The organism is uncultured Bacteroides sp., from assembly GCF_902472605.1.
Classification (GTDB): Bacteria; Bacteroidota; Bacteroidia; order Bacteroidales; family Bacteroidaceae; genus Phocaeicola.
Genome location: NZ_CABROP010000020.1, coordinates 21199 through 45080, shown reverse-complemented (window position 1 = coordinate 45080; position 23882 = coordinate 21199). Strand labels below are relative to the sequence as shown.

General features: G+C 48.7%; 25 protein-coding genes. 11 read left to right on the top strand and 14 right to left on the bottom strand.

Annotated elements, in window-relative coordinates:
* Positions 1 to 239: 239 nt before the first annotated feature.
* On the top strand, positions 240 to 1538 hold the full coding sequence (locus RDP42_RS06405; RefSeq protein WP_308763023.1) for a phenylacetate--CoA ligase: 1299 nt from the start codon (positions 240 to 242) through the stop codon (positions 1536 to 1538).
* A gap of 12 nt (positions 1539 to 1550) precedes the next feature.
* Entirely contained in the window at positions 1551 to 1979 is a 429-nt protein-coding gene (locus RDP42_RS06400; protein ID WP_308763015.1) for an amino acid-binding protein, read from the top strand.
* On the opposite strand, the gene RDP42_RS06395 is transcribed toward RDP42_RS06400, so the two are convergent.
* A complete protein-coding gene (locus tag RDP42_RS06395) occupies positions 1976 to 2365 on the bottom strand; it encodes a GtrA family protein (RefSeq protein WP_204479655.1) in 390 nt (129 codons plus the stop codon). The two genes, RDP42_RS06400 and RDP42_RS06395, sit on opposite strands and share 4 nt — an antisense overlap.
* A gap of 46 nt (positions 2366 to 2411) precedes the next feature.
* Positions 2412 to 4175: an aspartate--tRNA ligase gene (gene aspS / locus RDP42_RS06390; protein WP_308763014.1), complete on the bottom strand. Its 1764-nt coding sequence runs from the start codon at positions 4173 to 4175 to the stop codon at positions 2412 to 2414.
* A 211-nt stretch (positions 4176 to 4386) separates the two neighbouring features.
* On the opposite strand from aspS, the gene trxB reads away from it, so the two are divergent.
* The 6 genes from trxB to RDP42_RS06360 all read left to right on the top strand — a co-directional run bounded on the left by trxB (position 4387) and on the right by RDP42_RS06360 (position 12049).
* The gene (trxB, locus tag RDP42_RS06385) at positions 4387 to 5334 is read left to right on the top strand and encodes a thioredoxin-disulfide reductase (RefSeq protein ID WP_204475265.1); all 948 of its coding nucleotides are present in this window, start codon (positions 4387 to 4389) and stop codon (positions 5332 to 5334) included.
* 31 nt (positions 5335 to 5365) lie between these two features.
* Complete coding sequence (locus tag RDP42_RS06380) at positions 5366 to 8185, top strand: insulinase family protein (protein WP_308763013.1); 2820 nt, start codon at positions 5366 to 5368, stop codon at positions 8183 to 8185.
* 24 nt (positions 8186 to 8209) lie between these two features.
* Complete coding sequence (locus tag RDP42_RS06375; RefSeq protein ID WP_308763012.1) at positions 8210 to 9703, top strand: DUF5687 family protein; 1494 nt, start codon at positions 8210 to 8212, stop codon at positions 9701 to 9703.
* Positions 9704 to 9737: 34 nt separating this feature from the next.
* Entirely contained in the window at positions 9738 to 10445 is a 708-nt protein-coding gene (locus RDP42_RS06370) for an ABC transporter ATP-binding protein (protein WP_308763011.1), read from the top strand.
* Between the two features lie 127 nt (positions 10446 to 10572).
* Complete coding sequence (locus RDP42_RS06365) at positions 10573 to 11070, top strand: C40 family peptidase (protein WP_303914570.1); 498 nt, start codon at positions 10573 to 10575, stop codon at positions 11068 to 11070.
* A 13-nt stretch (positions 11071 to 11083) separates the two neighbouring features.
* Complete coding sequence (locus RDP42_RS06360) at positions 11084 to 12049, top strand: DUF4858 domain-containing protein (RefSeq protein WP_308763010.1); 966 nt, start codon at positions 11084 to 11086, stop codon at positions 12047 to 12049.
* Between the two features lie 12 nt (positions 12050 to 12061).
* Here RDP42_RS06360 and RDP42_RS06355 read toward each other — a convergent pair whose 3' ends face one another.
* The 4 genes from RDP42_RS06355 to pnuC form a co-directional block, all read right to left on the bottom strand.
* Positions 12062 to 12436 (bottom strand): DMT family protein, encoded by a 375-nt coding sequence (locus RDP42_RS06355; RefSeq protein WP_022354575.1) that lies wholly within the window; start codon positions 12434 to 12436, stop codon positions 12062 to 12064.
* A gap of 78 nt (positions 12437 to 12514) precedes the next feature.
* Positions 12515 to 13195 (bottom strand): MIP family channel protein, encoded by a 681-nt coding sequence (locus tag RDP42_RS06350; protein ID WP_204475255.1) that lies wholly within the window; start codon positions 13193 to 13195, stop codon positions 12515 to 12517.
* 331 nt (positions 13196 to 13526) lie between these two features.
* Positions 13527 to 14165: a thiamine diphosphokinase gene (locus RDP42_RS06345; protein WP_308763022.1), complete on the bottom strand. Its 639-nt coding sequence runs from the start codon at positions 14163 to 14165 to the stop codon at positions 13527 to 13529.
* A gap of 62 nt (positions 14166 to 14227) precedes the next feature.
* Positions 14228 to 14824, bottom strand: a complete 597-nt coding sequence (gene pnuC / locus RDP42_RS06340) for a nicotinamide riboside transporter PnuC (RefSeq protein WP_308763009.1) — start codon at positions 14822 to 14824, stop codon at positions 14228 to 14230.
* A gap of 191 nt (positions 14825 to 15015) precedes the next feature.
* Here pnuC and RDP42_RS06335 point away from each other — a divergent pair, with 191 nt between their 5' ends.
* Positions 15016 to 15837 carry a carboxymuconolactone decarboxylase family protein gene (locus RDP42_RS06335; RefSeq protein ID WP_308763021.1) on the top strand — a complete coding sequence of 274 codons (822 nt, stop codon included), beginning with the start codon at positions 15016 to 15018 and terminating at the stop codon, positions 15835 to 15837.
* Positions 15838 to 15924: 87 nt separating this feature from the next.
* Here the strand turns inward: RDP42_RS06335 and RDP42_RS06330 are convergent, their stop codons facing one another.
* From RDP42_RS06330 to RDP42_RS06310, 5 genes are read right to left on the bottom strand one after another with little or no spacing between them, the layout of a single operon-like run.
* The gene (locus RDP42_RS06330) at positions 15925 to 16851 is read right to left on the bottom strand and encodes a M14 family metallopeptidase (protein ID WP_308763008.1); all 927 of its coding nucleotides are present in this window, start codon (positions 16849 to 16851) and stop codon (positions 15925 to 15927) included.
* 9 nt (positions 16852 to 16860) lie between these two features.
* Positions 16861 to 17787 carry a M14 family metallopeptidase gene (locus RDP42_RS06325; protein WP_308763007.1) on the bottom strand — a complete coding sequence of 309 codons (927 nt, stop codon included), beginning with the start codon at positions 17785 to 17787 and terminating at the stop codon, positions 16861 to 16863.
* Positions 17784 to 18563 carry a transglutaminase family protein gene (locus RDP42_RS06320; protein WP_308763006.1) on the bottom strand — a complete coding sequence of 260 codons (780 nt, stop codon included), beginning with the start codon at positions 18561 to 18563 and terminating at the stop codon, positions 17784 to 17786. Before RDP42_RS06320 ends, RDP42_RS06325 begins: the two co-directional genes overlap by 4 nt.
* A gap of 14 nt (positions 18564 to 18577) precedes the next feature.
* Complete coding sequence (locus RDP42_RS06315; protein ID WP_308763005.1) at positions 18578 to 19276, bottom strand: alpha-E domain-containing protein; 699 nt, start codon at positions 19274 to 19276, stop codon at positions 18578 to 18580.
* Positions 19277 to 19333: 57 nt separating this feature from the next.
* On the bottom strand, positions 19334 to 20650 hold the full coding sequence (locus RDP42_RS06310) for a circularly permuted type 2 ATP-grasp protein (RefSeq protein ID WP_308763004.1): 1317 nt from the start codon (positions 20648 to 20650) through the stop codon (positions 19334 to 19336).
* Positions 20651 to 21007: 357 nt separating this feature from the next.
* Between RDP42_RS06310 and RDP42_RS06305 the strand changes: the two genes are divergently transcribed.
* A complete protein-coding gene (locus RDP42_RS06305; RefSeq protein ID WP_204475233.1) occupies positions 21008 to 21388 on the top strand; it encodes a helix-turn-helix domain-containing protein in 381 nt (126 codons plus the stop codon).
* Positions 21389 to 21515: 127 nt separating this feature from the next.
* Here RDP42_RS06305 and RDP42_RS06300 read toward each other — a convergent pair whose 3' ends face one another.
* Together RDP42_RS06300 and RDP42_RS06295 are read right to left on the bottom strand one after the other, a co-directional pair.
* The gene (locus RDP42_RS06300) at positions 21516 to 22055 is read right to left on the bottom strand and encodes a flavodoxin family protein (protein WP_308763003.1); all 540 of its coding nucleotides are present in this window, start codon (positions 22053 to 22055) and stop codon (positions 21516 to 21518) included.
* 11 nt (positions 22056 to 22066) lie between these two features.
* Positions 22067 to 22450 (bottom strand): nuclear transport factor 2 family protein, encoded by a 384-nt coding sequence (locus tag RDP42_RS06295; protein ID WP_308763002.1) that lies wholly within the window; start codon positions 22448 to 22450, stop codon positions 22067 to 22069.
* A 164-nt stretch (positions 22451 to 22614) separates the two neighbouring features.
* Here RDP42_RS06295 and RDP42_RS06290 point away from each other — a divergent pair, with 164 nt between their 5' ends.
* Positions 22615 to 22971, top strand: a complete 357-nt coding sequence (locus tag RDP42_RS06290; protein WP_308763001.1) for a helix-turn-helix domain-containing protein — start codon at positions 22615 to 22617, stop codon at positions 22969 to 22971.
* A gap of 34 nt (positions 22972 to 23005) precedes the next feature.
* On the opposite strand, the gene RDP42_RS06285 is transcribed toward RDP42_RS06290, so the two are convergent.
* Positions 23006 to 23881, bottom strand: a complete 876-nt coding sequence (locus RDP42_RS06285) for a radical SAM mobile pair protein B (RefSeq protein WP_308763000.1) — start codon at positions 23879 to 23881, stop codon at positions 23006 to 23008.
* Position 23882 lies beyond the last annotated feature (1 nt).

Here is a 23882-nt window from a genome sequence, read left to right as displayed (position 1 = left end):
AAGAGCCGTTGCATTTCTTCGTCCGTGAGGGGATGCAGCGGCTCTTTTCTTGTATATCGGCTGGAAGTCGGTTGTCTTCAGAAAAGAGGCGTCGGAAACATGGAACTGACAGGTTCCTTCTGTCAAATTTAAAGCATTTCTACTTTTGCACAATAAAAATGAAAGTTTCTGTTTGGTTTTAGTTTATTATTTCTATATTTGTAGGCCAAATAACAGAAAATAATATGAGAAACACACAAATGTACTTGCATCCTGAAGTGGAAACGATGTCAAGAAAAGACATAGAGAAACTTCAGTTGCAGCGATTAAAAGCTACAATCAATCGTTGCATGCATTCTCCTTTTTACAAGGAACGCTTTCAGCAATGCGGAATCAAACCAGAAGATATACAGTCGTTGGAGGATTTGCAGCGTATTCCCTTCACCACTAAACAGGATTTGCGCGACCATTATCCTTTCGGACTCTCTGCCGTGCCGTTGGAGGAAGTGGTACGTCTGCATTCGTCCAGTGGCACCACGGGTACTCCGACCGTCATTCTGCACACGCAGCACGATTTAGAGGAATGGGCCAATGCCGTGGCCCGCTGCCTGTATATGGTGGGACTCCGCAAGGGCGATATTTTCCAGAACTCTTCGGGCTACGGCATGTTTACCGGGGGACTGGGATTCCAGTATGGTGCCGAACGCTTGGGCATGCTGACCGTTCCCGCAGCGGCAGGCAATACCAAACGCCAGATTAAGTTTATCACTGATTTCGGAACGACAGCTCTCCATGCCATTCCGAGTTATGCTGGACGCCTGTACGAGGTGATGCAGGAAATGCACATCGATCCGCGGCGGGATACGCACCTCAAGACCTTGATTATCGGGGCGGAACCTCATTCCGACGAGCAGCGTCGGCGTATAGAGAACATGCTGGGCGTCAAGGCCTATAATTCTTTCGGCATGTCGGAAATGTGTGGTCCGGGTGTGGCCTTCGAATGTCCGGAACAGAACGGACTCCACATCTGGGAGGACTATTACATTGTGGAGATCGTAGATCCCGTGACATTGGAACCGGTGCCCGAAGGCGAAGTGGGTGAACTGGTGCTGACCACCATCAACCGGGAGGCGATGCCGTTGCTCCGCTACCGTACGCGCGACCTGACCCGTATCTTGCCGGGCGATTGTCCTTGCGGGCGTCACCACAAGCGGCTCGATCGTATGAAGGGACGTAGTGACGACATGATAATTCTCAAGGGCGTGAACATCTTCCCCATCCAGATTGAAAACATCCTGTTGCAGTTCAAGGAGCTGGGCAACGAGTATCTCATCACCCTGACCAACCTCGATGCCAACGATGAGATGACGGTGGAAGTGGAATTGAACGACTTTACCGATGATTACGGCTTCCTCCAGAACCTGACCAAGGAAATTACCCGCCAGCTGAAAGATGAGATTCTGATTACTCCGCGTGTCAAGCTCGTGCCCAAGGGAAGCCTGCCCGTACAGGAAGGTAAGGCCGTGCGTGTGAAAGATTTACGAAAAACATTGATTTAAAAAGAAAAAGATATGACCATACATCAGTTATCTGTTTTTGTAGAAAACAAGTCGGGTACACTATTGCAGGTGCTTGAGTTGTTGAAGGAAGCCCACATTCAGTTGATTGCTTCCACCATTTCCGATACCGTGGAATACGGTATCTACCGTATCATCTGTTCCGAGCCTCTCCGTGCCTTTCACGTGTTGAAGGATGCCGGTATTTCGGCCAATGTGTCCGAAGTTTTTGCCATTAGCCTGGATAATGAACCTGGACGGGCAGCCGATGCCATTCGTAGCTTCAGTGAGAGGGGCATAGGTATCTCCTACCTCTATTCCTTCCTGTTGGGTGGAAAAGGTATCCTGGTGTTCCGCACCGACAATCCGGAAAAGACGCGTGAAGTCATTCTGGAGCGCGGGTTGCGTTATATTGAAGAAAAAAACTTGACAGAAATGGGTTAACGGAACGTCAGTCGGCGGTTGCAGATGAAATTGACGGCGCCATAGACGAAGAGTCCGAGGAATTGTGCCAGATACTCGTTGCAGTGAAGAAGCTCCACGAGCATGAGTAGAAAAAGGAATTGTGCACTGTAAGCCAATGCGAAGGCTCCAATAAAAAATAGCATCTGATGCCAGATGCTATTTTTTTTGTCATCTGTTTCAAGGGGAAAGATCCAATATTTACACCAAATGAAGTTGTGAATCTGTGCTACGATGTACGCACATACATTTGCAATAAGGTAACTTTCTCCTTCGATGTGCATCAGTAGCCAAACCACTACGGCTGCAATCAAGGCATTGAGCGTACCTACTATGGCAAAGCGTATTACGCGTACAGTTTCCTTCATTCAGTTCCTTTCTCTCTTATCTTTTCCTTGAAACGTATGGTGTGTATTATTTGTTATCTTCTAAATCGACTTTCAGATGCAGTTCATCCAATTGTTTTTGATCGAGGAAGCCAGGAGCATCCAGCATCACGTCACGTCCGGAGTTGTTCTTCGGAAAGGCGATGCAGTCGCGGATAGAATCCAGACCGGCAAACAGAGATACCCAGCGGTCGAGTCCGTAAGCCAGACCTCCGTGAGGGGGTGCACCGAACTTGAAGGCATTCATCAGGAAGCCGAACTGTTCCTGTGCCTTTTCTGGAGTGAAGCCGAGGATTTCGAACATCTTGGCCTGCAGTGCAGAGTCGTGGATACGGATAGAACCACCTCCTACTTCCACACCGTTGACTACCATGTCATAGGCATCGGCACGTACAGCTGCCGGATCAGTATCCAGCAATGGAATATCCTCGTCTTTTGGATGAGTGAACGGATGGTGCATAGCCATCAGACGGCCTTCTTCTTCGCTCCATTCGAACATCGGAAAATCAACCACCCACAGGCAAGCGAATTTGTTCTTGTCGCGCAGGCCCAGCTGGTTACCCATCTCCAGACGCAGTTCAGAAAGCTGCTTGCGGGTCTTCATGGCATCGTCGCCACTCAGAATCAGAATCAAGTCACCCGGTTTGGCACCGAAGGCTTCTTTCATCTTCTGCAATACATCTTGGCTATAGAATTTGTCCACACTTGACTTCACTGTACCGTCAGCTTCGATGCGGGCATATACCATACCTTTGGCACCGATTTGCGGACGTTTCACGAATTCAGTCAGGTGATCCAGCTGCTTGCGGGTATAGTGAGCGGCTCCTTCTGCACAGATACCACCGATGTAGGCTGCATTGTCGAATACAGAGAAACCGTAACCTTTCAGTACATCCATCAGTTCTACGAACTTCATGCCGAAACGCAAATCCGGTTTGTCGCTTCCGTAGTACTTCATGGCATCCGACCACGGCATCCGCTGGAACGGTTCTGTCAGTTCCACGCCACGCAATTCCTTGAACAGGTGCTTGGCCATGCCTTCAAACATATTGATAATGTCTTCCTGTTCCACGAAACTCATTTCGCAGTCAATCTGAGTGAATTCCGGCTGGCGGTCGGCACGCAGGTCTTCATCGCGGAAACATTTTACAATCTGGAAATAACGGTCGAAACCGGAAACCATTAGCAACTGCTTCAGGGTCTGCGGAGACTGAGGCAGAGCGTAGAACTGACCTGGGTTCATACGAGAAGGCACTACGAAGTCGCGTGCACCTTCCGGAGTAGAACCGATCAGCATCGGAGTTTCCACTTCCAAGAAACCTTTGCTGTCCAGGTAGCGGCGAACTTCCATTGTCATGCGGTGACGCAGTTCCAGGTTCTTGCGTACGGCTGTACGACGCAAGTCCAGGTAGCGGTATTTCATACGAAGGTCATCTCCTCCGTCCGTATTGTCTTCAATGGTGAAAGGAGGTGTCTGTGCCGTGTTCAGAATATTCAGTTCTGATACGATGATTTCAATCTCTCCTGTCGGGATATTGGCATTTTTGCTGGAACGTTCGCTCACCGTTCCTTTTACCTGAATCACGTATTCACGTCCCAGGTGGTTGGCACGTTCACAGAGTTCAGCATTCACTTCAGTGTTGAACACCAACTGTGTGATGCCATAACGGTCGCGGAGGTCCACAAATGTCATTCCTCCCATCTTACGTGTACGCTGCACCCATCCGGCCAGTGTCACGTTCTTGCCTGCATCGGCGAGTCGCAACTCACCGCAAGTATGACTTCTAAACATATCCTTTTTAAATGTTAGTTTTATCTTTTTGACAGGCAAAGGTAGCACCTATTTTTCATTTATGCAATAAAACCCATATCCAAAGGACAAATATGAATGAATAAAGAATGTATATTTTCGAAAAATCCATAGGCGGTTGAAGGTTTATTCCAAAAAATATCTATTTTTGCTCAGTAATAACTCAATTAAGATCATTTTATTTCATTATTTTATGGCAACAGAACATGTAAAATGCCTGATCATCGGATCAGGACCTGCAGGATACACGGCAGCTATCTACACCAGCCGTGCCAATCTTTCTCCCGTACTTTATGAAGGCATCCAACCTGGCGGACAGTTGACCACCACTACCGAAGTCGAGAATTTCCCCGGCTATCCGGAAGGTGTGACCGGTCCCGTGCTGATGGACGACCTGAAGAAACAGGCCGAACGCTTCGGAGCCGATATCCGTAACGGAATTGTCACAAAGGCCGACCTAAGCAAAGCACCCTACACTTTCGTGGTAGACGATGAAAAAGAAATCACCGCTGATACGGTTATCATTTCTACCGGTGCCACAGCCAAATACTTGGGACTGGAAGACGAAAAGAAATACGCCGGCATGGGTGTGAGCGCCTGTGCCACTTGCGACGGATTCTTCTATCGCAAGAAAACCGTGGCTGTAGTAGGTGGTGGCGACACAGCCTGCGAAGAGGCTGTTTACTTGGCCGGGTTGGCCAGCAAGGTGTACCTCGTGGTACGCAAGCCTTATCTCCGTGCTTCCAAAATCATGCAGGAACGCGTGCTGAACCATCCGCATATTACCGTATTGTTTGAACACAATGCCGTAGGGCTGTTCGGTGAGAACGGCGTGGAAGGTATGCACGTAGTAAAACGTATGGGTGAACCCGACGAAGAACGCTACGATATAGCCATCGACGGATTCTTCCTGGCCATCGGCCACAAACCTAATTCTGACATCTTCAAGCCGTGGGTAACCACCGATGAAACCGGTTACATTGTGACGGAAGGAAATACTCCCTGCACGGGCGTTCCGGGCGTCTTCGCTGCCGGTGACGTAGCCGATCCGCATTATCGACAGGCTATCACAGCCGCCGGAAGCGGATGTAAGGCTGCCATTGAGGCAGAGCGTTACCTCTCGGCCAACGGACTTCTCTAATCTTATTCACAATCTAATCAAAAAAATTACAATGAAGATTTTTAAACTGAAAAGAACTGTGGCGGCAGTCATCTTGGTGGGAGGTGCCATGACGGCCTTCGCACAGCAGATGCCGCCCATTCCGACCGATCCTAACGTGCGCATCGGTAAGTTGGACAACGGATTGACCTATTACATCCGTCACAATGCGTTGCCGGAACATCAGGCTGACTTCTACATTGCGCAGAAGGTGGGTTCCATCCTGGAAGAAGACGATCAGCGTGGTCTAGCCCACTTCCTGGAGCACATGTGTTTCAACGGAACTACACATTTCCCGGGCAACTTGCTACGGGAGTATCTGGAAAGCATCGGCGTGAAGTTCGGTACCAACCTGAACGCTTATACTTCAGTAGATGAAACGGTGTACAATATTGATAATGTACCGGTCATTCGCGACGGAATCATTGACTCTTGTCTGTTGATTCTGCACGACTGGGCTAACGACCTGACTCTTGACCCGAAGGAAATCGACAAGGAGCGTGGGGTTATCCATGAAGAATGGCGTACGAGTAGTGGCGCCATGATGCGTATGTACGAAAAGGTGTTCCCTGTCATTTATAAGGATAGCAAGTATGCTTACCGTCTGCCTATCGGAACCATGGAAGTGGTTGATAATTTCCCCTATCAGGCTTTGAGAGACTATTATGAGAAATGGTATCGTCCCGACCAGCAAGGCATCATCGTGGTGGGTGACATTAATGTGGACAGCATCGAAAACAAAATCAAGCGGATGTTCTCTCCCATCGAAATGCCGGCCAATGCGGCTGAACGCAAATACTTCCCGGTGCCCGACAACGACGAACCGATTATTGCTGTAGCCAAAGACAAGGAACAACAGTTCCCGATTGTATATTTGATGCACAAGCATGATGCGGTGCCCAACGATCAGAAGAACAACATGGGTTATCTGGTGATGAATTATATGATTTCTTCCATCGAAAGCATGCTTAACAGCCGTCTGAACGAGCTGACCCAGCAGGCCAATCCGCCGTTCATCGAAGCAGGTGTGAGTGATGGCGATTTCATCGTAGCCAAGACCAAGGATGCGTTCATGGCGTATGCGGCTGCCAAGGAAGACGGTATCCTCCTGACTACCGAAACTTTGATGCGCGAATTGGAACGTGTGCGTCAGTTCGGATTTACAGCCAGCGAATATGCCCGTGCCAAGGCGGATTACCTGCGCGGACTGGAATCTGCCTATAACGAACGCAACAAGCAGCGCAACGGTGCTTACGTAAACGAATATGTACGCAACTTCATTGACAATGAACCGATTCCGGGCATCGAAAATGAATATGCCATTATGAACCAGGTGGTGCCGAATATTCCGGTAGACGCCATTAACCAGGTGATGAAACAGCTCATCACGGAAAAGAACGTAGTGCTCAGCGTGTTCTGTCCTGAAAAGGAGGGTATGAAATACCCGACGGAGGCCGAACTGAAAGCCGTATTGGATAAGGTGAAAGCCGAAAAACTGACTCCGTATGTGGACAAGGTTTCCGACGAACCGTTGATTAAGGATAAACCGCAAGCCGGAAAGGTGGTCAAGACAGAACAGGGCGTGTTCGGTTCTACCATCCTGACCCTGAGCAACGGTGTGCGCGTCATCCTGAAACCGACCGATTTCAAGGCCGACGAAGTACGTATGCAGGCCTTCAGTCCGGGTGGAACTTCTCAGTTCGACGACAAGGATGTACTGCAGTTTGCCCTGATCAGCCAGATTGCCTCTTTAGGGGGTTTGGGTAACTTCAACTCTGTAGATTTGGACAAGGTATTGGCTGGAAAAATGGCATCTGCCAGCGCACAAGTCAATACTCTGACTGAAGGATTGTCTGGTAGCTGCTCTCCGAAAGACCTTGAAACCATGCTTCAGCTGACTTACTTGCGCTTCACGGCGCCGCGTATGGATCAGGAAGCCTTCACTTCTTTCATTACCCGTAACAAAGCGGCTCTGGCCAACCAGGAAGCTGACCCGATGACCGCGTTCAGTGACTCTATTACCGTAGCACTCTACAACCATCATCCGCGTGCTTTGTCTATGAAAGCCGACATGCTCGACAAGATTGACTACAACAAGGTAATGGAACTGTATAAGAACCGTTTTGCCGATGCCAGCGACTTTACCTTTATTTTGGTGGGTAACATTGATGAAAAGACAGCTACTCCGCTCATTGAACAGTACCTGGGTGCCCTGCCGGCAACGAAACGCAACGAACACTTCCGTGATACCAAGATGGATATCCGCAAGGGAATGTACGAAAACAATTTCGTGAAAGAACTGGAGACTCCGAAGGCCAGCGTGCTGATGGTTTATTCCGGCGACTGCAAGTATGACATGAAGAACAAGCTGCAGATGAGCATGCTCGGCCAGCTGCTCAACATGGTTTACCTGCGTACTGTACGTGAAGATGCCGGAGGAACTTACGGCGTAAGCTGTAGCGGAAGCCTGAGCAAGTATCCGAAGGAAGAAGGTGCCTTCCAGGTGTACTTCGATACCGATCCGAACCGTCGTGAAGATATGGTGAAACTCATCAACGAAGGCATTGAAGGATTCATTGCCAACGGTCCGGAAAGCGATGACCTGAGTAAGGTGAAGGAATACATGCTGAAGACCTACAAGCAGAACCAGAAAGAAAACGGTTACTGGATGGGTATCCTGAACACGTACTACTGGGAAAATCTGGATATGAATACCGGATACGAAGAAGCAGTGAACGCCATCACCGGCGACGACCTGAAAGCCTTTGCCAAGGCCTTCTTCGGACAGAAAAACGAAGTGGAAGTCAGCATGAGTTCTCCGGTAGAAAAATAAGGAAACAGAACAATTACTCCGCGTATGTTATTTACTGAAATACGGAGAAATCAAAAACTTGCTGCAAGGCGGAGTCCGATGTACGATCGGAACCGCTTTGCCAAGTTTCTGATTTATCTGTTTGTCGCATTTTGGGCAGCGTACCTCGTTTTAATCGGGGTTTCGCTGCCCTTTGTTTTTGAAAAAGGGTTTTCCGGAATGGAACCCTATGATGTGCTCAATGCCTGCTTGCCGGGCATCCTGTTTTTGGATTTTCTGCTGCGTTTCCTTTTCCCGACTCCTACGCAGGAAATCAAACCCTATCTCTTGTTGCCGGTCAGAAAACAACAACTGATTAATGTCCTGCTCGTACAGGTGGGACTGAAGGCGTTCAATCTGTTCTGGCTCTTTTTATTTGTACCTTTTGCGGCCATGACCGTGGTCCGTTTCTTCGGTATAGCCGGTGTGGTAGGCTATGCGGCAGGCATCTGGCTGCTGATGGTGGCCAACGCCTATTGGAGCGTACTGGTGCGTACGCTGCAACGCCGTCATACGGCTTGGGTGCTTCTCCCTCTCGGGTTCTATGGCCTGCAGTTACTGGCAGAATTCCTATTCCCGGAAGGAGGCATCAGCAGTTTCTTCATGACATTGGGCGAGGCCTTTATGCAAGGCCGCGTACTGGCCTACCTGGGCGTACTGGCCGTGATTGCGCTATTGGGCTTCCTGAACAGCCGGGTACAGATGGCTTGTATCTATAGCGAACTGAATCGCCGGGAAAAAGTGCCGCAAAGCAAACATGCCGGGCGCTACCGTTTCCTCGACCGTTTCGGACTGACGGGAGAATATATGAAACTGGAGCTGAAGATGATATTCCGCAACAAGGCTCCCCGGAAGAATTTCCAGATGATGACTGTGGTCATCGTATTGTTTGCACTGAGCCTGCTGGGGCTCAGCCATACCGGTGAGGAAGAATTTTTCGGTCTGCACCTGTATGTGGTGTATTGCTTCACGGGATACGCCATCAGCATCTTGTCGCGTATCATGGCCTATGAAGGTAACTACCTCGACGGACTGCTGATGCACCCCGGTTCCCTGCTTCATCTGTTCCGGGCCAAATACTATGTGTACTCTCTGCTGTTGGTCATTCCGCTGGTGTGCATACTGCCTGCGCTTATTTGGGGAGGCACCTCCGTCCTGCTGGTCTTCAGCCAGTTGGTCTACACAGCCGGTGTCACTCTTCCGGTCATCATGCTGCTGGCCCTTGTGAACCGGAAGACCGCCCCGCTGGACGCTTCCCTCATGGGAAAAGGCCAGTGGAACTCTCCCTATCAGGCTTTGAGCGTAGCTTTTGCCTTTTTTATGCCGATAGCTCTCTGCCGGATTCTGTTCTTTTGGATGGAACCTTCTACAGCCTATCTGGTTTGTGCCCTGCTGGGCCTGCCGGGCATCCTGCTTCATCCCCTTTGGTGCAGGGCACTCTACCGGAAAGTGTTCCAGAAGCGACATTCACTTTTGGAGAATCTGCGCGAAACGAGGTAACTTTTTTATTTGTAACCAATCACAAAGAATCCTTATGGAAATCAAGATACAGAACTTGAAAAAGACGTATGGCAGCAAGACGGCTGTCGAGATTCCCAACTACACCCTGCAAGCGCCTGAAATATTGGGCTTGATGGGCAACAACGGTGCCGGAAAAACCACTCTCTTCCGTCTGATGCTCGATTTGCTGAAAGCCGACAGCGGAAGCGTGTGCCTGGATGGTACCGACGTGTCACAAAGTGAAGACTGGAAGTTGCGTGTGGGAGCCTACATGGACGAGAGTTTTCTGATAGATTACCTCACCCCCGAAGAATATTTCCAGTTCTGCGGGCGCATGTATGGGTTCGATGCCGCTACCCTTCATGAACGCATTCATCGCTATGAACGTTTTCTGGGTGATGAAATCCTGAAAGAAAAGAAATACATCCGCAATCTTTCGGCAGGAAACAAGCAGAAGATGGGTATCGTCACCGCCCTGCTTCACAATCCGGAACTCGTCATTTTGGACGAGCCGTTCAACTTCCTCGACCCTACTTCACAGTCGCTGCTCAAGCACTTGCTCCAGCATTATTACGAGGAACATAAGGCCACTATCCTTGTGTCCAGCCACAACCTGAGCCACACCGTGGACCTCAGTACCCGTATTGTGTTGCTGGAACAGGGGCACCTGCTTCGCGACCTTGACAATGCCGACGGTGCCGCAGGAAAAGAGCTGGAAGACTATTTCGAGGTGAAGGAATAAAATGAAACAATCTTCAACAGGTTCTAAAATACGCTAAGTCGATTATCAGGTAACGAGAATATTGTGTACATTTGTTTTAAAATAACATGATATGTACAGAAACCGTATCACTCGTTTTTCGGTGTGCATGCTTGTATTGGTGTGCACACTTTTGTTTTCATCGTGCGGCACCCGTGCCCCTCGCGTGGACTACCGGGAACTGGCACGTGCGGCTGTACGTTTGGAAATGGACATTGATGCCGATGACAACCACCGCCTGTATGTGGAAGCAGCCGACTGGATTGGCGTACCCTACCGACACGGAGGAAACACTCACCGGGGAACAGACTGCTCAGGCTTTACGTCTGCCGTCTACAAGAAAGTGTATCACAAGAAACTGCAACGCAATTCGGAGGCCCAGCGGACAAAAGACTGCCGCAAGGTGAGCAAACGCAAGTTGCAGGAAGGTGACTTGGTGTTCTTCCATGACGGACGCCGCAAGAAGACTGCCAACCACGTAGGCATCTATCTGAAAGACGGAAAATTCATCCACGCCAGCACCAGTGCAGGGGTCATTGTCAGCCGGCTGGAAGAGCCCTACTACCGCAAATGCTGGATGCAGGGCGGACGAGTGAAAGGATTATAAATACGCACACGACATGGACTACGCATCACATTTATCTTCTAAACTGACTTTATTCCTATGTGCAGCCGGTATTCTTCCGGGCATGGCTCAGCAGCAGGAAAAAGAACTGCAGCTCAACATGGATGCCGTGAAAATGATTCAATTCGATTTTGACCCTTCGAGCAAACCGGAGAACAAGCCTCTGGAGGCTCCGCTCGACAAAAAATGGATGGACTTCAAGGTCGACTTGAAAGTGCCCCGCAGCCTGATTGATACCACCAAGGTGAAGAAACCCGAAGGATATGTCCGCATGGAACCCTACACCATCTGGACCCGTTTCGGAGAAGATCCCGTGTACGATGTGCTGGTGACCGGACGTCCCAAGAAATGGGAGATTTCCTGGACTCTGAATCCTAACCGAGTCTATAGGGATGAAAACTATGGGCGCAGCCTGATGCCTTCTACGGGAAGAGTGTACAGGGACCTCAATGCCCCGATAGGGCCAACTTTCGCCATCGGTGGACTTGATTTCATCGGTTTCCTCTACGATAATCTGTCTCCCCGTGGACGGATGCTGGCCCACAACCGCAAGCATGCCAATGCTTGGAAGACATATGCCGATTACGTACCTACCGCTGCTGATAGCTTGAAAGTGCCCAATTTCTACCGTTACACTGCTGCCCGGAAAGCCGATACCATCCGTACCATGCTTCCTTCCCAACCTGCTTTTTCGGGAGCCCCTCTCCTGCCCGTCTATGCCACTCCCGATTCCGTCAAGGCCACCCAGTCGACAGCAAAGCCAGACACCTTGGAAGTGCAGAAAAAGAAAAACCCGCAACCAGCCCAGGAGGAGGATGCGGGAAACTTGTATGAGTATATTCGCCGGAAAGAAGCCGAAGACTCCATCCGGCGCAAAGAATTCTTGCGGAAAGACCGAATCAGAAACAACCAGTACGATGTGCAGCGCGAAATCCAGCGTCTGCGCGACCGGCAGAACTGATCTTGTTTGTATTTATTTCTTGAATACGAAATATACGGCCAGAATCAGGCAGAAAAAGGCAGCCAGGTGATTCCACTTCAGTTCCATCTTGAACGCAATCATGGAGAATATCGTGAAGACCGTCAGCGTAATCACTTCCTGAATCACTTTCAGCTGCATGATGTCGAACGGTCCGCCACTGTCCTTGAACCCCAGTCGGTTGGCCGGTACTTGCAGACAATATTCAAAAAAAGCAATGGCCCAGCTGAACGCAATCACTCCAATGAGTGGCAATGCGGCAAACCAGCTGAACTCCTCACGCATCTTCAAGTGCCCATACCAGGCAAATGTCATGAAGATGTTCGAAAAAATCAGTAAAACGATAGAATAAATTCCGTGCGATAGCATATCTTTTTCCTTTATTTAAAAACCGGCGCAAAGATACGTTTTTTAAATGAAAAAGACATGCTATCGAGAGTTCTTCTTTTATTTATCCGTGCGCAGGAACTTCCACACGAGGGCACTGAAAGCTGCTCCCACAAACGGAGCCACGATGAAGAGCCAGAGCTGTTCGATAGCCTGTCCACCCTCCATCAAAGCCGGTCCAATACTACGAGCCGGGTTCACGGAAGTGCCCGTAATGGGGATACACACGATGTGAATCAATATCAGCGTCAATCCGATGGCCAGTCCCGCCAAGTTGCCGGCTCCCTTCTTTTCGTCCGTAGCCCCCAAAGCCACCAGCACAAAGATAAAGGTAAACACGGCTTCCGCCAGGAATGCCTGTCCCATGGCATCGGGTGCAAAGCTGTTGGAACCGGTTGCCGTCGGTCCTCCGTGTGCACCGGTAGATACTAACAATGCCAATATCAGCGAGCCGATGATGGCTCCTACTACTTGGAAGAGCATGTACATCAATGCCCGTTTGGTTTTCATTCCTCCCGAGAGCCATACTCCCAATGTGATGGCCGGATTAATGTGGCAACCCGATATGTTTCCGATGGTATATGCCATGGCGATGACAGAGAGTCCGAAAGCCATGGCCACTCCGATGGTTCCTACTCCGGCACCCACTGTGTCGGCTATTCCTCCTGCGAATACGGCACTGCCGCAACCCAATAAAACGAGGACCATTGTTCCGATTAATTCAGCAACATACTTTTTCATAAGCATTACATTTAAAATCTACGGACGTAAATTAGCGATTTATTTTGAGAAAAGCAAGAAAACAAGTGATTTATTTGCCTAAAAATCAAGGAGAAAGGATTTTCTGAAAAACACAAGTACGTTTCAGTCAAAACGCAAGTGCGTTTGAAGGAAAACGTAAAGGCGTTTCAGGTAAAACGCACTTGCGTTTTAAGGCAAATGCACTTGCGTTTTTTAGAAAATATTAGTTGTTTGATTATCAGATGATTACGGGTATGGATGGATGCGACTTAAATATAAGTCGTTTTTCGATATGCGGAGGGTGACGGTGAATATTCCCATCTACTGTGAGTTATTTTTTTGCTTCATAAGTGCGATACACCAAGTAACGACCCTTTGCTTGAATGCGGAAACCGTGGCCGGTCACTTCGTTCAGCGTTCCCTGCCACCAGCTATGGAAGTCATACAGCGGATACCTCAATCCTTCGCTCCGCAGCTGCACTGCATCCACATTGAATACAGACACCTGCTGACGGGGAAACCCTGCGAACTCCTCCGTATCAGCGGCGGGCATAAAAGACCCGTAATCGGTCAGCATCGCCACCTCCAGTCCCATCCGCTGGTATTCCATGAGCAGGCTGATGTTTCCCAGGGTATGGTCTTCCCGCTTGCCTGTAGCCCCCACGAGGACAATCCGTCGGATGCCCTTGGCAGCCAGAAAGGTAACGGCTTTCGTCTGGTCGTTGGTCTCTTGTTCAGAGATGCGGTGTATCCGGTCGTGAAAACGCACCCGGTTCGTTTCCGAGAGTGAATCGCCGTCGCCTACTATCCAACTGGGTATCCGTCCGCTGTCCACCAGTGCATCTGTCCCTCCGTCGCAGCACACTACGTACGGCGAAGCATCCAGCACAGCCAGCGGGAACGGATGCGAAGGAAAATCGCCGTTGCCCACCACGACCGCTTCGGGCACAAAAGGCAAGACGCCCCGCATCCTTTCCTCTCTCTCAGGATTTATTTTATTAGATTCGTTGTGTTCCATCGTAATTTATTTAATTATTCGTTTTCAGTTTGTGTTTCAGAAATCATCTCTTTCCGCCATCTTCTCCATCCGAAGACAGCCACTACGGCATACACGCCGTAAAGCACCGCCGTGAAATACAGTCCTTTGTAGAGGTAAAGTCCGCAGCATACCCAGTCGACCACCATCCATACTCCCCACTGTTCCACGTATTTGCGAGCCAGCATCCACATTCCTATTACGCTCAAGGCCGTGGTGAAGCTGTCGGTCCAAGGTACATTGCTGTCGGTCCATTCAATCAGTATCCATGCGATGGCCAGCCAGCATACCGAGAACACGGCCGTCAGAGGCAGATACACCTTGCGCGGCATGGAAGTGATGGGTAGTTCCGCGGCAGGTTGTGCCGGGTCCGTTTTCTTCTTTTTCCAGCTCCAGGCCATCCAGCCGTATATTGAGGCAAGCAGATAGTAGACATTGATTCCGAAATCGGCATACAGTCCGGCCTGATAATACACCACCAAATAGATGGCCGGCATGACGATGGATACCGGCCACAGGTAGATGCTGGCGCGATACTCCAGTGCCAGATAAATCAACCCCACGAGGGTTCCAAACAGTTCCAGGTAATTCATGGCGCAAAGATAGTGGAAAGCGGGGAAATTCCAGACAGAAATATAATGTGTTTGAAGAGCATGAGTGGAATCCTTTCATCTTCCGTCATTTGGGTATAAATATCCGTAAATAGTATACACGGGCCATAATATAAAACGGTTAATTTTGCTACAGGAAATCAGAAAAATACAAACCGTTAAACGATTGCATGATGAAAATACAAATGCTCCTTGCGCTTGCCGCATGGGTAATAAACAGTACAACGATTATGGCACAGGAAACTATCAAACAGACGGCTGGACGCGACCAGCTGGGAGAATTTGCTCCTAAATTCGCGGAATTGAATGACGACGTACTTTTCGGGGAGGTGTGGAGCCGGACCGATAAACTCGGGTTGCGCGACCGCAGCCTGGTGACCATCACTTCGCTCATCAGCCAAGGCATCACCGACAGCTCGCTGACTTACCACCTGCAGACAGCGAAACAGAACGGCATCACCCGTACGGAAATCGCTGAAATCATTACGCATATCTCTTTCTATGCCGGATGGCCGAAGGCATGGGCCGCTTTCCGTCTGGCCAAGGAAGTGTGGGCGGAAGACACCACTGGAGACGATGCCAAGGCTGCTTTCCAACGCGAAATGATTTTCCCTATCGGAGAACCCAACACGGCGTATGCGAAGTATTTTATCGGAAACAGTTACCTGGCTCCGGTATCCAAGGAACAGGTGCCTGTGGCCAATGTGACCTTTGAACCGGGATGTCGCAACAACTGGCACATCCACCAGGCTACCAAGGGTGGCGGACAGATGCTGATTGGTGTGGCCGGACGCGGCTGGTATCAGGAAGAAGGCAAACCGGCCGTACAGATTCTGCCGGGTACGGTGATTCATATTCCGGCAGGTGTCAAGCACTGGCATGGGGCGGCAGCCGACAGCTGGTTCGCACATCTGGCCTTTGAGGTGCCGGGCGAAAACACGTCGAACGAATGGTTAGAGCCGGTTTCCGACGAAGAATATGGCAAACTGCAATAATCAATCCAGCGTCACCGGTTGCCTGCCGTCGGCGGGAAGCCGGTGAGCTTTCACTCTCCTACCTTTGTTCTTTTTTACATCTCTCCTTTAAGCAATCTTATACACCACGGTATTCTGCAATACCAGTGACTTGTTATGGGCAAAAAAGACAATTCCATTGGTCGGAGCCTGAATCTCCATCAGGACCTGTCCGTAGTAAGGGTCGATGACAGAAGCCATCACTTCCCCTTTCTTCACCACATCGCAAGCGTGTTTCATCTTGTATAGGATACCTGAAACGGGGGTTCTGACCGGCACTAACTCGTCTTCATTTAGCAGGCGTGAATTGTAATCCGGACTGCTATAGTCGGTATAGTCTACCAGTCCTGTGCGGTGCATAAAACGGAAAATTGTATGCACACAGTCGGCCACGTCTTTTCCTTCCACGGTATCGTTTCCTCCACTGTAGAGGGAGAATGCTTTGGTGTTCCAGATTTGCCAATTGTAATTGAGCAAGGTGGTGTCGAAGGGCAATGGTTTGTAGAGACAGACAAACGGGAGGCCGAAGAGGGCCGCAGTGGCCGTGTCTTCGTAACCGGTCTGGGTAATCCGCACATGTGGTACAAAATCGCCTGGAATGTAGAAACTGGCCAACTGGATGCCGTAGGTGTATCCTTGAATAGCCTCAAAAAGAGCGGCAGCAATACGCTGAGTGGTTTCTCCTCGGTCGTACCCCGGAAACATCCGGTTGATATCGGTATTGTCCATGGCCCAAAATCGCTTTTCTATGTTCATGGAGAAAGGGTTGACCGACGGAACGACCAAAATCTCATGCCCGGGCACCAGCCGGCCTTCTTTCTCCAATGTGGCCAACCGGTTTACGACCTGTGAGCAGATATATTGTTGCTGTATTTCATTTCCACGCATGGCCCCTACCAGTGCAAGACTCTTCTCTCCTTCTCCGAAACGAAATCCTTGGATGCGGAACGTGTCGCGGAAAGGAGATTCCATGCTGAAGATTATTTCATTTTTCATATCGGTTGCTTAAAATTGATGAATACGTGCCAAGAGAGATCCCTGATAGACGATGGGATATGCCCGGAGAGTAAAAAGCAGTCCCCGGGTAGGCGCTTTCACAGACTGGAGAACTTCTCCGGTGAGCGGACTGACCACTTCGCCTATTTTCTCTCCTTTTTCTACAATCATGTTATTTTTGATTTCCGTGAGAAAAACCCCGGAAGCATCTGCATTAATGAAATTCACCTGATTGCCCACGGAAACAGTGGGAGCTGATACGGAAATCGGATCGGGAGTGGCGGTCCAGATGCCCATGGTGTGCATCAGGTTCAGGATGCCGTTTACCAGCCGGTTGCCATATCCGTGGTTGATACGCATGCCCACTCCCATTTCTACTACCAAGGTGGGAGTATCCAGGCTGTTCAGCGAATGGGCCAAGGTAGATTCCAACACCGTGGCAGCCTCGTGTACCCAGATGAAATCTACATCCAGCAGCTTGGCATAAGGCACCAGTGTGTCTGCCGTATTCACATTGATACGTACCTGAGGAATCTCCCGCAGGAAAATGTTGCTGGAATGAATATCGATTACCATATCGGCTCCTTGCAAATCACGTATAAGAGTATAGGCAGCCTGTTCTGCCATGGTCCCATCCGGATTGCCGGGGAAAATGCGGTTCATATCCAAATCGAAACCTGGGATGCCCCGGGTAATGGAGTCGATGCCCAACGGATTCAATGCGGGATAGATTTCTACTATGCCATTCAGTTTCTCCAGATTCTGTTGTATGATTTGATTGAGACGGAAACAGACATACTGGCCTTCCAGTTCGTCGCCGTGCGTACCTGTGACGATGCAGATACGTTTGTTTGGGTTTCCATGGCTGATTACATTTTTCTTTATTAATAACCGCTCATCTACAGGAAGGGCGGTAGATACTACTGTCTTTATCATAGTTCTTCTACAATTACCCGGATTTCAGTCTGTTGCGTGGCGTTACCGGTAAAAACGCCCCGATTTACCCGACAGTCCATGGCATCGCGCCCATGTGCCAACTTAATGTATCCATATTCTATCAATCGGTTGTTGGTCGGGTCTATTCCTCTCCATTCATCGCCTGCAAGTACTTCCACCCAGGCATGGGTCACGCCTGTACCCTGCATGAACCCGTTTACATAGCGGGCGGGGATGCCACAGGCGCGGCACAGTGCAATCAGGATGTGAGCATAATCCTGACACACGCCTTTTCGCTGTTGGAAAGCTTCCATGGCAGTCGTGTCTATCTGTGTACTGCCTGGTGAATAGCACATATAATCTTGAATTTTGTCGGCAAGCAGCAGGGCACTATCCAACGGATTGTTTTTCTTCTGTTTCCCATCTGCTAAAAATGCTTTCATGGAATCGGATAATCCAGTCAGGGTAGATTCCACCCGAAACACATATCCCGGTGTGGACTCTGGAATGCAATACGGAGTCAGTTTGGCTTCCCCACTGCTGACAAAAATAAATGCATCGTGCGCTTCGGTCCGGCTGCCGTATTGAAGCGGATTTCCCCAGGCATCGGCTCCATAAATCAAGTAATCAGACGGATGGAGAAACATGTCGCGTTTCACGACCTGCTGGCACGCATTGACGCAAGGCATACACCTCAGGCTGAAGAAATGGTTGGTTACTGGAGTACTGAAGCGTATGATGGTCTGATAATTATATAGGTATCTCTTTATCATCATGACTTTCATTTTTATTATAATAAGACGAGGTGGTTGAGGTATTTGAGTACCGTTGCCTTATATTCTAAGTTGGAACTGTCATACTTCTCCTCACTCAACAACTCATCCAAATGTTCCAGAATCATCGGGTCGAAAATGCCTTCTTCTGTCTCCGCACAGAGTTTCAAGGATTCGAAGGCTTCTTCTATGCGATAAAAAGGATAATCAAACCGAATGTGCATGTCCATATTTTCTACCAACTTGCCGATTCGCAAGAAATTACGCACCCGCTCATCGAATACCCGTTCGTCTACCGATCCCCAGAAAGCAAGCAGGTAATCGGTAATTGGCTGAAGGTCGGTGATGTTGTCACCTTTTTTCTCTGCCGACTTCCGAATGTACGACAACGATAGTTCAATGTAAGAAAGGGTTTCGCTCATAATCTCTTCACGCAGGACAATGGCGTTGTCATTGGCGGCGGTCAGTCCCGAAATCAGGGAACAGGGATTTTTCTCATCATACATATACCCTATCCGGAAACTCTCCCTGTCGGGATAAGGATTGTTGGTATCCAGTTTCTGATAATATTCCTCGTACTCCTTCGGTTCACCGTCAATCATCTTGTCATAATAACGGCGCAGCAGATGAAGGCTGATGTAAACTCTTTCTGTATATCGGCCTAACCAATAAAGACGGTTGGCTTTAATGGCTGAAATGGCATTATTTGTAATCATATCTCGTGGTTGTTTAGTATTCGCTTTTAGCAATTATGTTCTCGTTCAGACTTGGGGCTACTTTTCCATTACCCAAGTATCTTTGAATCCCCCTCCTTGTGAAGAGTTCACTACAAATGAATTTGGATTACGTGAGAAGCGGGTCAAGCCGCTTTTCCACACCCGGGTTTGTTCGCCGGAAATGACGAAAGCACGCAGGTCGGCTTTTCGTTCCACTCGTTCATTGCCTTCTTGAATTTCCAGGTCCTTGAAGTCTATTACCTCTTGTGCAATCCAGCGTCTGGGGTCATCGATAATCAGTTGTTTCAGTTCAGCCAGTTTTTCAGGAGAGAGGTCTCGTCCGAATACGACCCCATATCCACCGGCTTCGCTCACATCTTTGATAACCAGTTTCGCGATATTGTCCAGAATATACTGGTAATCTTCTTTATAGTATGGAAGATAAGTAGGTGCATTCTGAAGAATCGGTTTCTCGTGCAGGTAATACGTAATCATTTTAGGTACGAAGTAGTAGATGCCTTTGTCGTCGGCCACTCCATTGCCCAAGGCATTGACCACTGCCACATTCCCTTTTCGGTAGGCCTGCATGAGATGAGGGATTCCTATCAGGGAGTCTGCATTGAAGGTCAATGGATCCAAGTATTCATCGCTGATACGACGATAAATACATCCCACCTGTTGTTTTTCTTGGTATAGTCCCATGTAGTAGACGATATCGTTCTCCACCACCAAATCTCCCGGGAAAGCCAATGTCGCTCCTGTTTTCTCCGCTAAATACGAATGCTCAAAAAAGGCTGAATTATAGCGTCCAGGAGTCAATATGACAGAAATACCCCGTCCATCATTCACATAGTCCATCATCTCCTTCAGCAGACTACTGTAGTCACGGTTGTCGGCCACTGCATTCTCCTGAAAAGTCTGTGGCGATACTTTTCGGGTAATGGTACGGGCTATCATCGGATAAGAAGCGCCGGAAGGAATGCGGAGATTGTCTTCCAACACAAACCAGCGGTTGTCTTTTGCCTGCACCAAGTCGATGCCTGATATGTGTGAATAAATATCGTGGATGGGCGACACGCCTTCACACTCCGGGAGGTATCCCTTGGAAGAGTAAATAAATTCAGCCGGTATAATGCCGTCTTTGATAATCTTTTTCTCGTGATAGACGTCGTTTAGGAACAAATTCAATGCATCTACACGTTGTATGAGTCCCTTCTCCAGGTAATCCCAGTCTTCCTTGGGAATTACCCTCGGTATAGCATCAAAAGGGAACAACTGTTCTTTAAAAACCCCGTTTTTGTACACTCCAAAACGTACGCCGAAGCGTTCCATCCATTTGTTGACCGCGTCTCGGTTTTCAATCATTTTATCCATATCCTTACCTTTTTAGATTATACCTTATCTCTCTTTCTCACTCAAGCTACGTTTGAATTCCCCCTTCGCAAACGCGCTATTCTTTTTGTTCATGTTCCTGGTAGAAAGACATCCCAGGTTCTTCAATTCAATATTTGTATTATCATTTTATTTGTGTATTTTGTATAATTGTAGCATTATAAATATTGTTTTCGCAAAATTATAAATAAAATGATATTAAAACAAATATTTTTACGACAAAAAGAATTTAATGAATAGTGGGTAGCTTTCTTGTGAAAATGGTAAGCGCAGAAACATTCTGCCGTATTTCTACTTTTTATTTGTACCTTTGTATGGAAACTTGTACAAAGCCACTTTATGGATAAGAACAAACTAAATGATGATATTTACATCAGGAACTGTCCGATTCGGAACGTGTTGGCCCGTATCTGCGACAAATGGTCGATTCTAATTATTTTTACCCTGGAACAATTTCCGGTGATGCGTTTTGGAGAACTCCATCGCATGATTCCAGACATTTCTCAGAAAATGCTGACGGTCACCCTCCGCACGCTGGAAGAAGACGGACTGGTCAGTCGGAAGGTGTATGCGCAGATACCGCCTAAAGTAGAATATTCGTTGACCTCTCGCGGAAAATCCTTACTCCCCCATCTGAATGGGTTGATACAATGGGCCAAGGAGCAGATGAACGACATCCTGCAGGATCGCCGGAACGAATCGGGCAATCCAAGTATATGACACTGCCGGCCGTTACTTACAATGGGGTAGCTAGACAAAAAGAATCTCCGTCGTGCATTCTGGATTTCTTCTTCGCAAAGAATGAAGTCCTTGTTTCGCAACGGAGATGCAAATCCGAAAAAGCGAATCAGAATTTTTCAGCCAATGCGGCAGCCTGCCGACAGCCGTCGGTTTTTTCAATATCCCCTTCGTTCAATACACCGGGAATCAACACCTCTCCTATCATGTTCCACTTCAACAGTGCCGCCGACCGCTCCAAGGGAATACGTACACCGTCCATGACGGTAGGATCTTCCTCCTCACAACAGGTAATCAAGGCACATTTCTTTCCGGCAATGTCCTTTCCGCCTACTACAAGCGAGAACAGACGGTCGATGACACCTTTTATCTGTGCCGGGATGGAATACCAGTAGACCGGCATGGAGAAAACCACGGCACCCGCTTCCAAGATGGCCGGGGCAATGAGGTTGAAATCGTCATCGAAAGAACAGGCTTTCCCTGTCTTGTAACACGTCATGCAGGCATGGCATCCGCCAATTTTCAGAAAAGCGGCATCAAAACGTTGGATGGTATGACCGCGCTGTTCGGCGGCTTTCACAAATGCCTCGGTCATGGCAAAACTGTTTCCCTTCTTGCGAGGGCTTCCGGTAATTACGGTAATTTTCATAGGTATCCTCCTTATTTTTGAATGGTATTTGAATTTTGATTGTAAGCTTTGGCCACGCACTTCCACTCTCCGTTCATCTTCATCAGCAGGAGATAGTCGGTAAAATCAATGCGTCCGCCCCATTTTTCTTCCAACACGCGCACCACGGCAAGGGTCTCTTCAATGTCTACGATGTCGACACGGGCCTTGAAATCTTTTCCGGCACTCACGGTATCCACGTTCTTGTAAAATTGTTCGATACTGCCATGCTCCAGTTTCCCATCCAAGTAACCGAACAGGACGGCTTCGTCGATAAACAGTTCTTTGGCATAACGGCTGTCGCCTTCGGCCACACTCTTCACAAATTTCAGGGCCGCTTCTTCCACGGCTTTATACTCTTCAATACTTGCTCTCATATTTCACAATTTAAGGGGTTTATACTGCAACAAATGTAGGGGATGGGAACGGTTTATACAATTACCGAAAAATTATTCACCTACCGAAAAATTATTCGGTATACAGGGGTTTCGGGAGTTATCCTTATCTTTACGACTGTGTAATTGTATACTCTTCAGAAACCATGTACGAAAGAAAGATACCTGTGGATTTGGACTGCCCGCTCCGGCTGACCATGAGCCTGATAGGCTCCAAATGGAAATCGTGTATGCTGGATGAATTGCGGCATCGGGCGTTGCGTCCCAGTGAACTGCACAAACTCTTCCCGGAAGCAACTCCCCGTGTGCTCGACATCCAGTTGAAAGAATTGGTGGAAGACGGACTTGTTTCCAAAACTACTTACCATGAAGTGCCTTTGCGAACGGAATATGCCTTGACCGAGTTGGGGCGCAGTCTGCTGCCAATTCTCGATGCCATGATTGAATGGGGTAATCGGAATACGGAAGTGTTTGAACGGAAATACGGCGTTGCAAAGGAATAGGATTCCCTGCCACGCCGTATTTTATCTCCTAATCTTATCGGTTCAGCTTAATTTTCTCGTGATAGAAATAGTTGACAAGCACAGGTTTGCCTTTTTCGGAACGTCCGTAGGGCAAATCATTCACCCGATAGGGAAAGCCTTGTTGTGTAGCATAGGATGAAATCTCCTTCTCCAAGGCTTTCCAGTAATCCAGTTTTTTATGGTTGTATATTTCTTCGTACAACGGAAAGAGTGCGGGATGTCTCTCACGGATATACGCCATGATTCCTCCTTTGAATTGCCCGCGCAGATTCAGGTTTTCCAGCCAGATTAAATCGGCATATCCTTTTACTTCTTCGATAATTGCCTTCACATCGGTGATTCCCGGGAATATGGGCGACACAAAACATACGGTACGGATGCCTGCCTCATAGACCTGCCGCATCGCTTTCAAGCGGCGTTCAATGCTCACAGCGTTGTCCATATCCGCACGGAACTCCTCGTCGAGTGTATTGACCGACCAGGAGACCGTGACCTTGGGGAATTGCTTCAACAGATCCAGGTCGCGCAGTACGAGGTCGGACTTCGTGCAAATCATCAGTTCGGCCTGTGTACCCCGAAGTTCCTCTAGCAGACGGCGGGTATTTCGGAACTCGGCTTCGTAAGGGTTGTATCCGTCTGTCACGGAACCTATCACAATACGTTCACCATCGTATTTATGCGGGTTCGCTATCGGTTTCCAGTGCTTCACATCCAGAAACGTGCCCCACGGTTCAGTATGTCCAGTGAAGCGTTTCATGAACGAGGCATAACAATATTTGCAGGCGTGCGGGCAACCCACGTACGGATTCACCGAATAACCTCCGACGGGCAGAGAGGACTTGGTCATGACGCTCTGTACTTTAATTTCTTGAATGATTTCTGTATCCATC

Excerpts from the sequence above, each read along its gene's own strand:
- RDP42_RS06405 (WP_308763023.1), top strand. The coding sequence starts at position 240 with ATGTACTTGCATCCTGAAGTGGAAACGATGTCAAGAAAAGACATAGAG.
- RDP42_RS06400 (WP_308763015.1), top strand. The coding sequence starts at position 1,551 with ATGACCATACATCAGTTATCTGTTTTTGTAGAAAACAAGTCGGGTACA.
- RDP42_RS06395 (WP_204479655.1), bottom strand. The coding sequence starts at position 2,365 with ATGAAGGAAACTGTACGCGTAATACGCTTTGCCATAGTAGGTACGCTC.
- aspS (WP_308763014.1), bottom strand. The coding sequence starts at position 4,175 with ATGTTTAGAAGTCATACTTGCGGTGAGTTGCGACTCGCCGATGCAGGC.
- trxB (WP_204475265.1), top strand. The coding sequence starts at position 4,387 with ATGGCAACAGAACATGTAAAATGCCTGATCATCGGATCAGGACCTGCA.
- RDP42_RS06380 (WP_308763013.1), top strand. The coding sequence starts at position 5,366 with ATGAAGATTTTTAAACTGAAAAGAACTGTGGCGGCAGTCATCTTGGTG.
- RDP42_RS06375 (WP_308763012.1), top strand. The coding sequence starts at position 8,210 with ATGTTATTTACTGAAATACGGAGAAATCAAAAACTTGCTGCAAGGCGG.
- RDP42_RS06370 (WP_308763011.1), top strand. The coding sequence starts at position 9,738 with ATGGAAATCAAGATACAGAACTTGAAAAAGACGTATGGCAGCAAGACG.
- RDP42_RS06365 (WP_303914570.1), top strand. The coding sequence starts at position 10,573 with ATGCTTGTATTGGTGTGCACACTTTTGTTTTCATCGTGCGGCACCCGT.
- RDP42_RS06360 (WP_308763010.1), top strand. The coding sequence starts at position 11,084 with ATGGACTACGCATCACATTTATCTTCTAAACTGACTTTATTCCTATGT.
- RDP42_RS06355 (WP_022354575.1), bottom strand. The coding sequence starts at position 12,436 with ATGCTATCGCACGGAATTTATTCTATCGTTTTACTGATTTTTTCGAAC.
- RDP42_RS06350 (WP_204475255.1), bottom strand. The coding sequence starts at position 13,195 with ATGAAAAAGTATGTTGCTGAATTAATCGGAACAATGGTCCTCGTTTTA.
- RDP42_RS06345 (WP_308763022.1), bottom strand. The coding sequence starts at position 14,165 with ATGCGGGGCGTCTTGCCTTTTGTGCCCGAAGCGGTCGTGGTGGGCAAC.
- pnuC (WP_308763009.1), bottom strand. The coding sequence starts at position 14,824 with ATGAATTACCTGGAACTGTTTGGAACCCTCGTGGGGTTGATTTATCTG.
- RDP42_RS06335 (WP_308763021.1), top strand. The coding sequence starts at position 15,016 with ATGAAAATACAAATGCTCCTTGCGCTTGCCGCATGGGTAATAAACAGT.
- RDP42_RS06330 (WP_308763008.1), bottom strand. The coding sequence starts at position 16,851 with ATGAAAAATGAAATAATCTTCAGCATGGAATCTCCTTTCCGCGACACG.
- RDP42_RS06325 (WP_308763007.1), bottom strand. The coding sequence starts at position 17,787 with ATGATAAAGACAGTAGTATCTACCGCCCTTCCTGTAGATGAGCGGTTA.
- RDP42_RS06320 (WP_308763006.1), bottom strand. The coding sequence starts at position 18,563 with ATGATGATAAAGAGATACCTATATAATTATCAGACCATCATACGCTTC.
- RDP42_RS06315 (WP_308763005.1), bottom strand. The coding sequence starts at position 19,276 with ATGATTACAAATAATGCCATTTCAGCCATTAAAGCCAACCGTCTTTAT.
- RDP42_RS06310 (WP_308763004.1), bottom strand. The coding sequence starts at position 20,650 with ATGGATAAAATGATTGAAAACCGAGACGCGGTCAACAAATGGATGGAA.
- RDP42_RS06305 (WP_204475233.1), top strand. The coding sequence starts at position 21,008 with ATGGATAAGAACAAACTAAATGATGATATTTACATCAGGAACTGTCCG.
- RDP42_RS06300 (WP_308763003.1), bottom strand. The coding sequence starts at position 22,055 with ATGAAAATTACCGTAATTACCGGAAGCCCTCGCAAGAAGGGAAACAGT.
- RDP42_RS06295 (WP_308763002.1), bottom strand. The coding sequence starts at position 22,450 with ATGAGAGCAAGTATTGAAGAGTATAAAGCCGTGGAAGAAGCGGCCCTG.
- RDP42_RS06290 (WP_308763001.1), top strand. The coding sequence starts at position 22,615 with ATGTACGAAAGAAAGATACCTGTGGATTTGGACTGCCCGCTCCGGCTG.
- RDP42_RS06285 (WP_308763000.1), bottom strand. The coding sequence starts at position 23,881 with ATGGATACAGAAATCATTCAAGAAATTAAAGTACAGAGCGTCATGACC.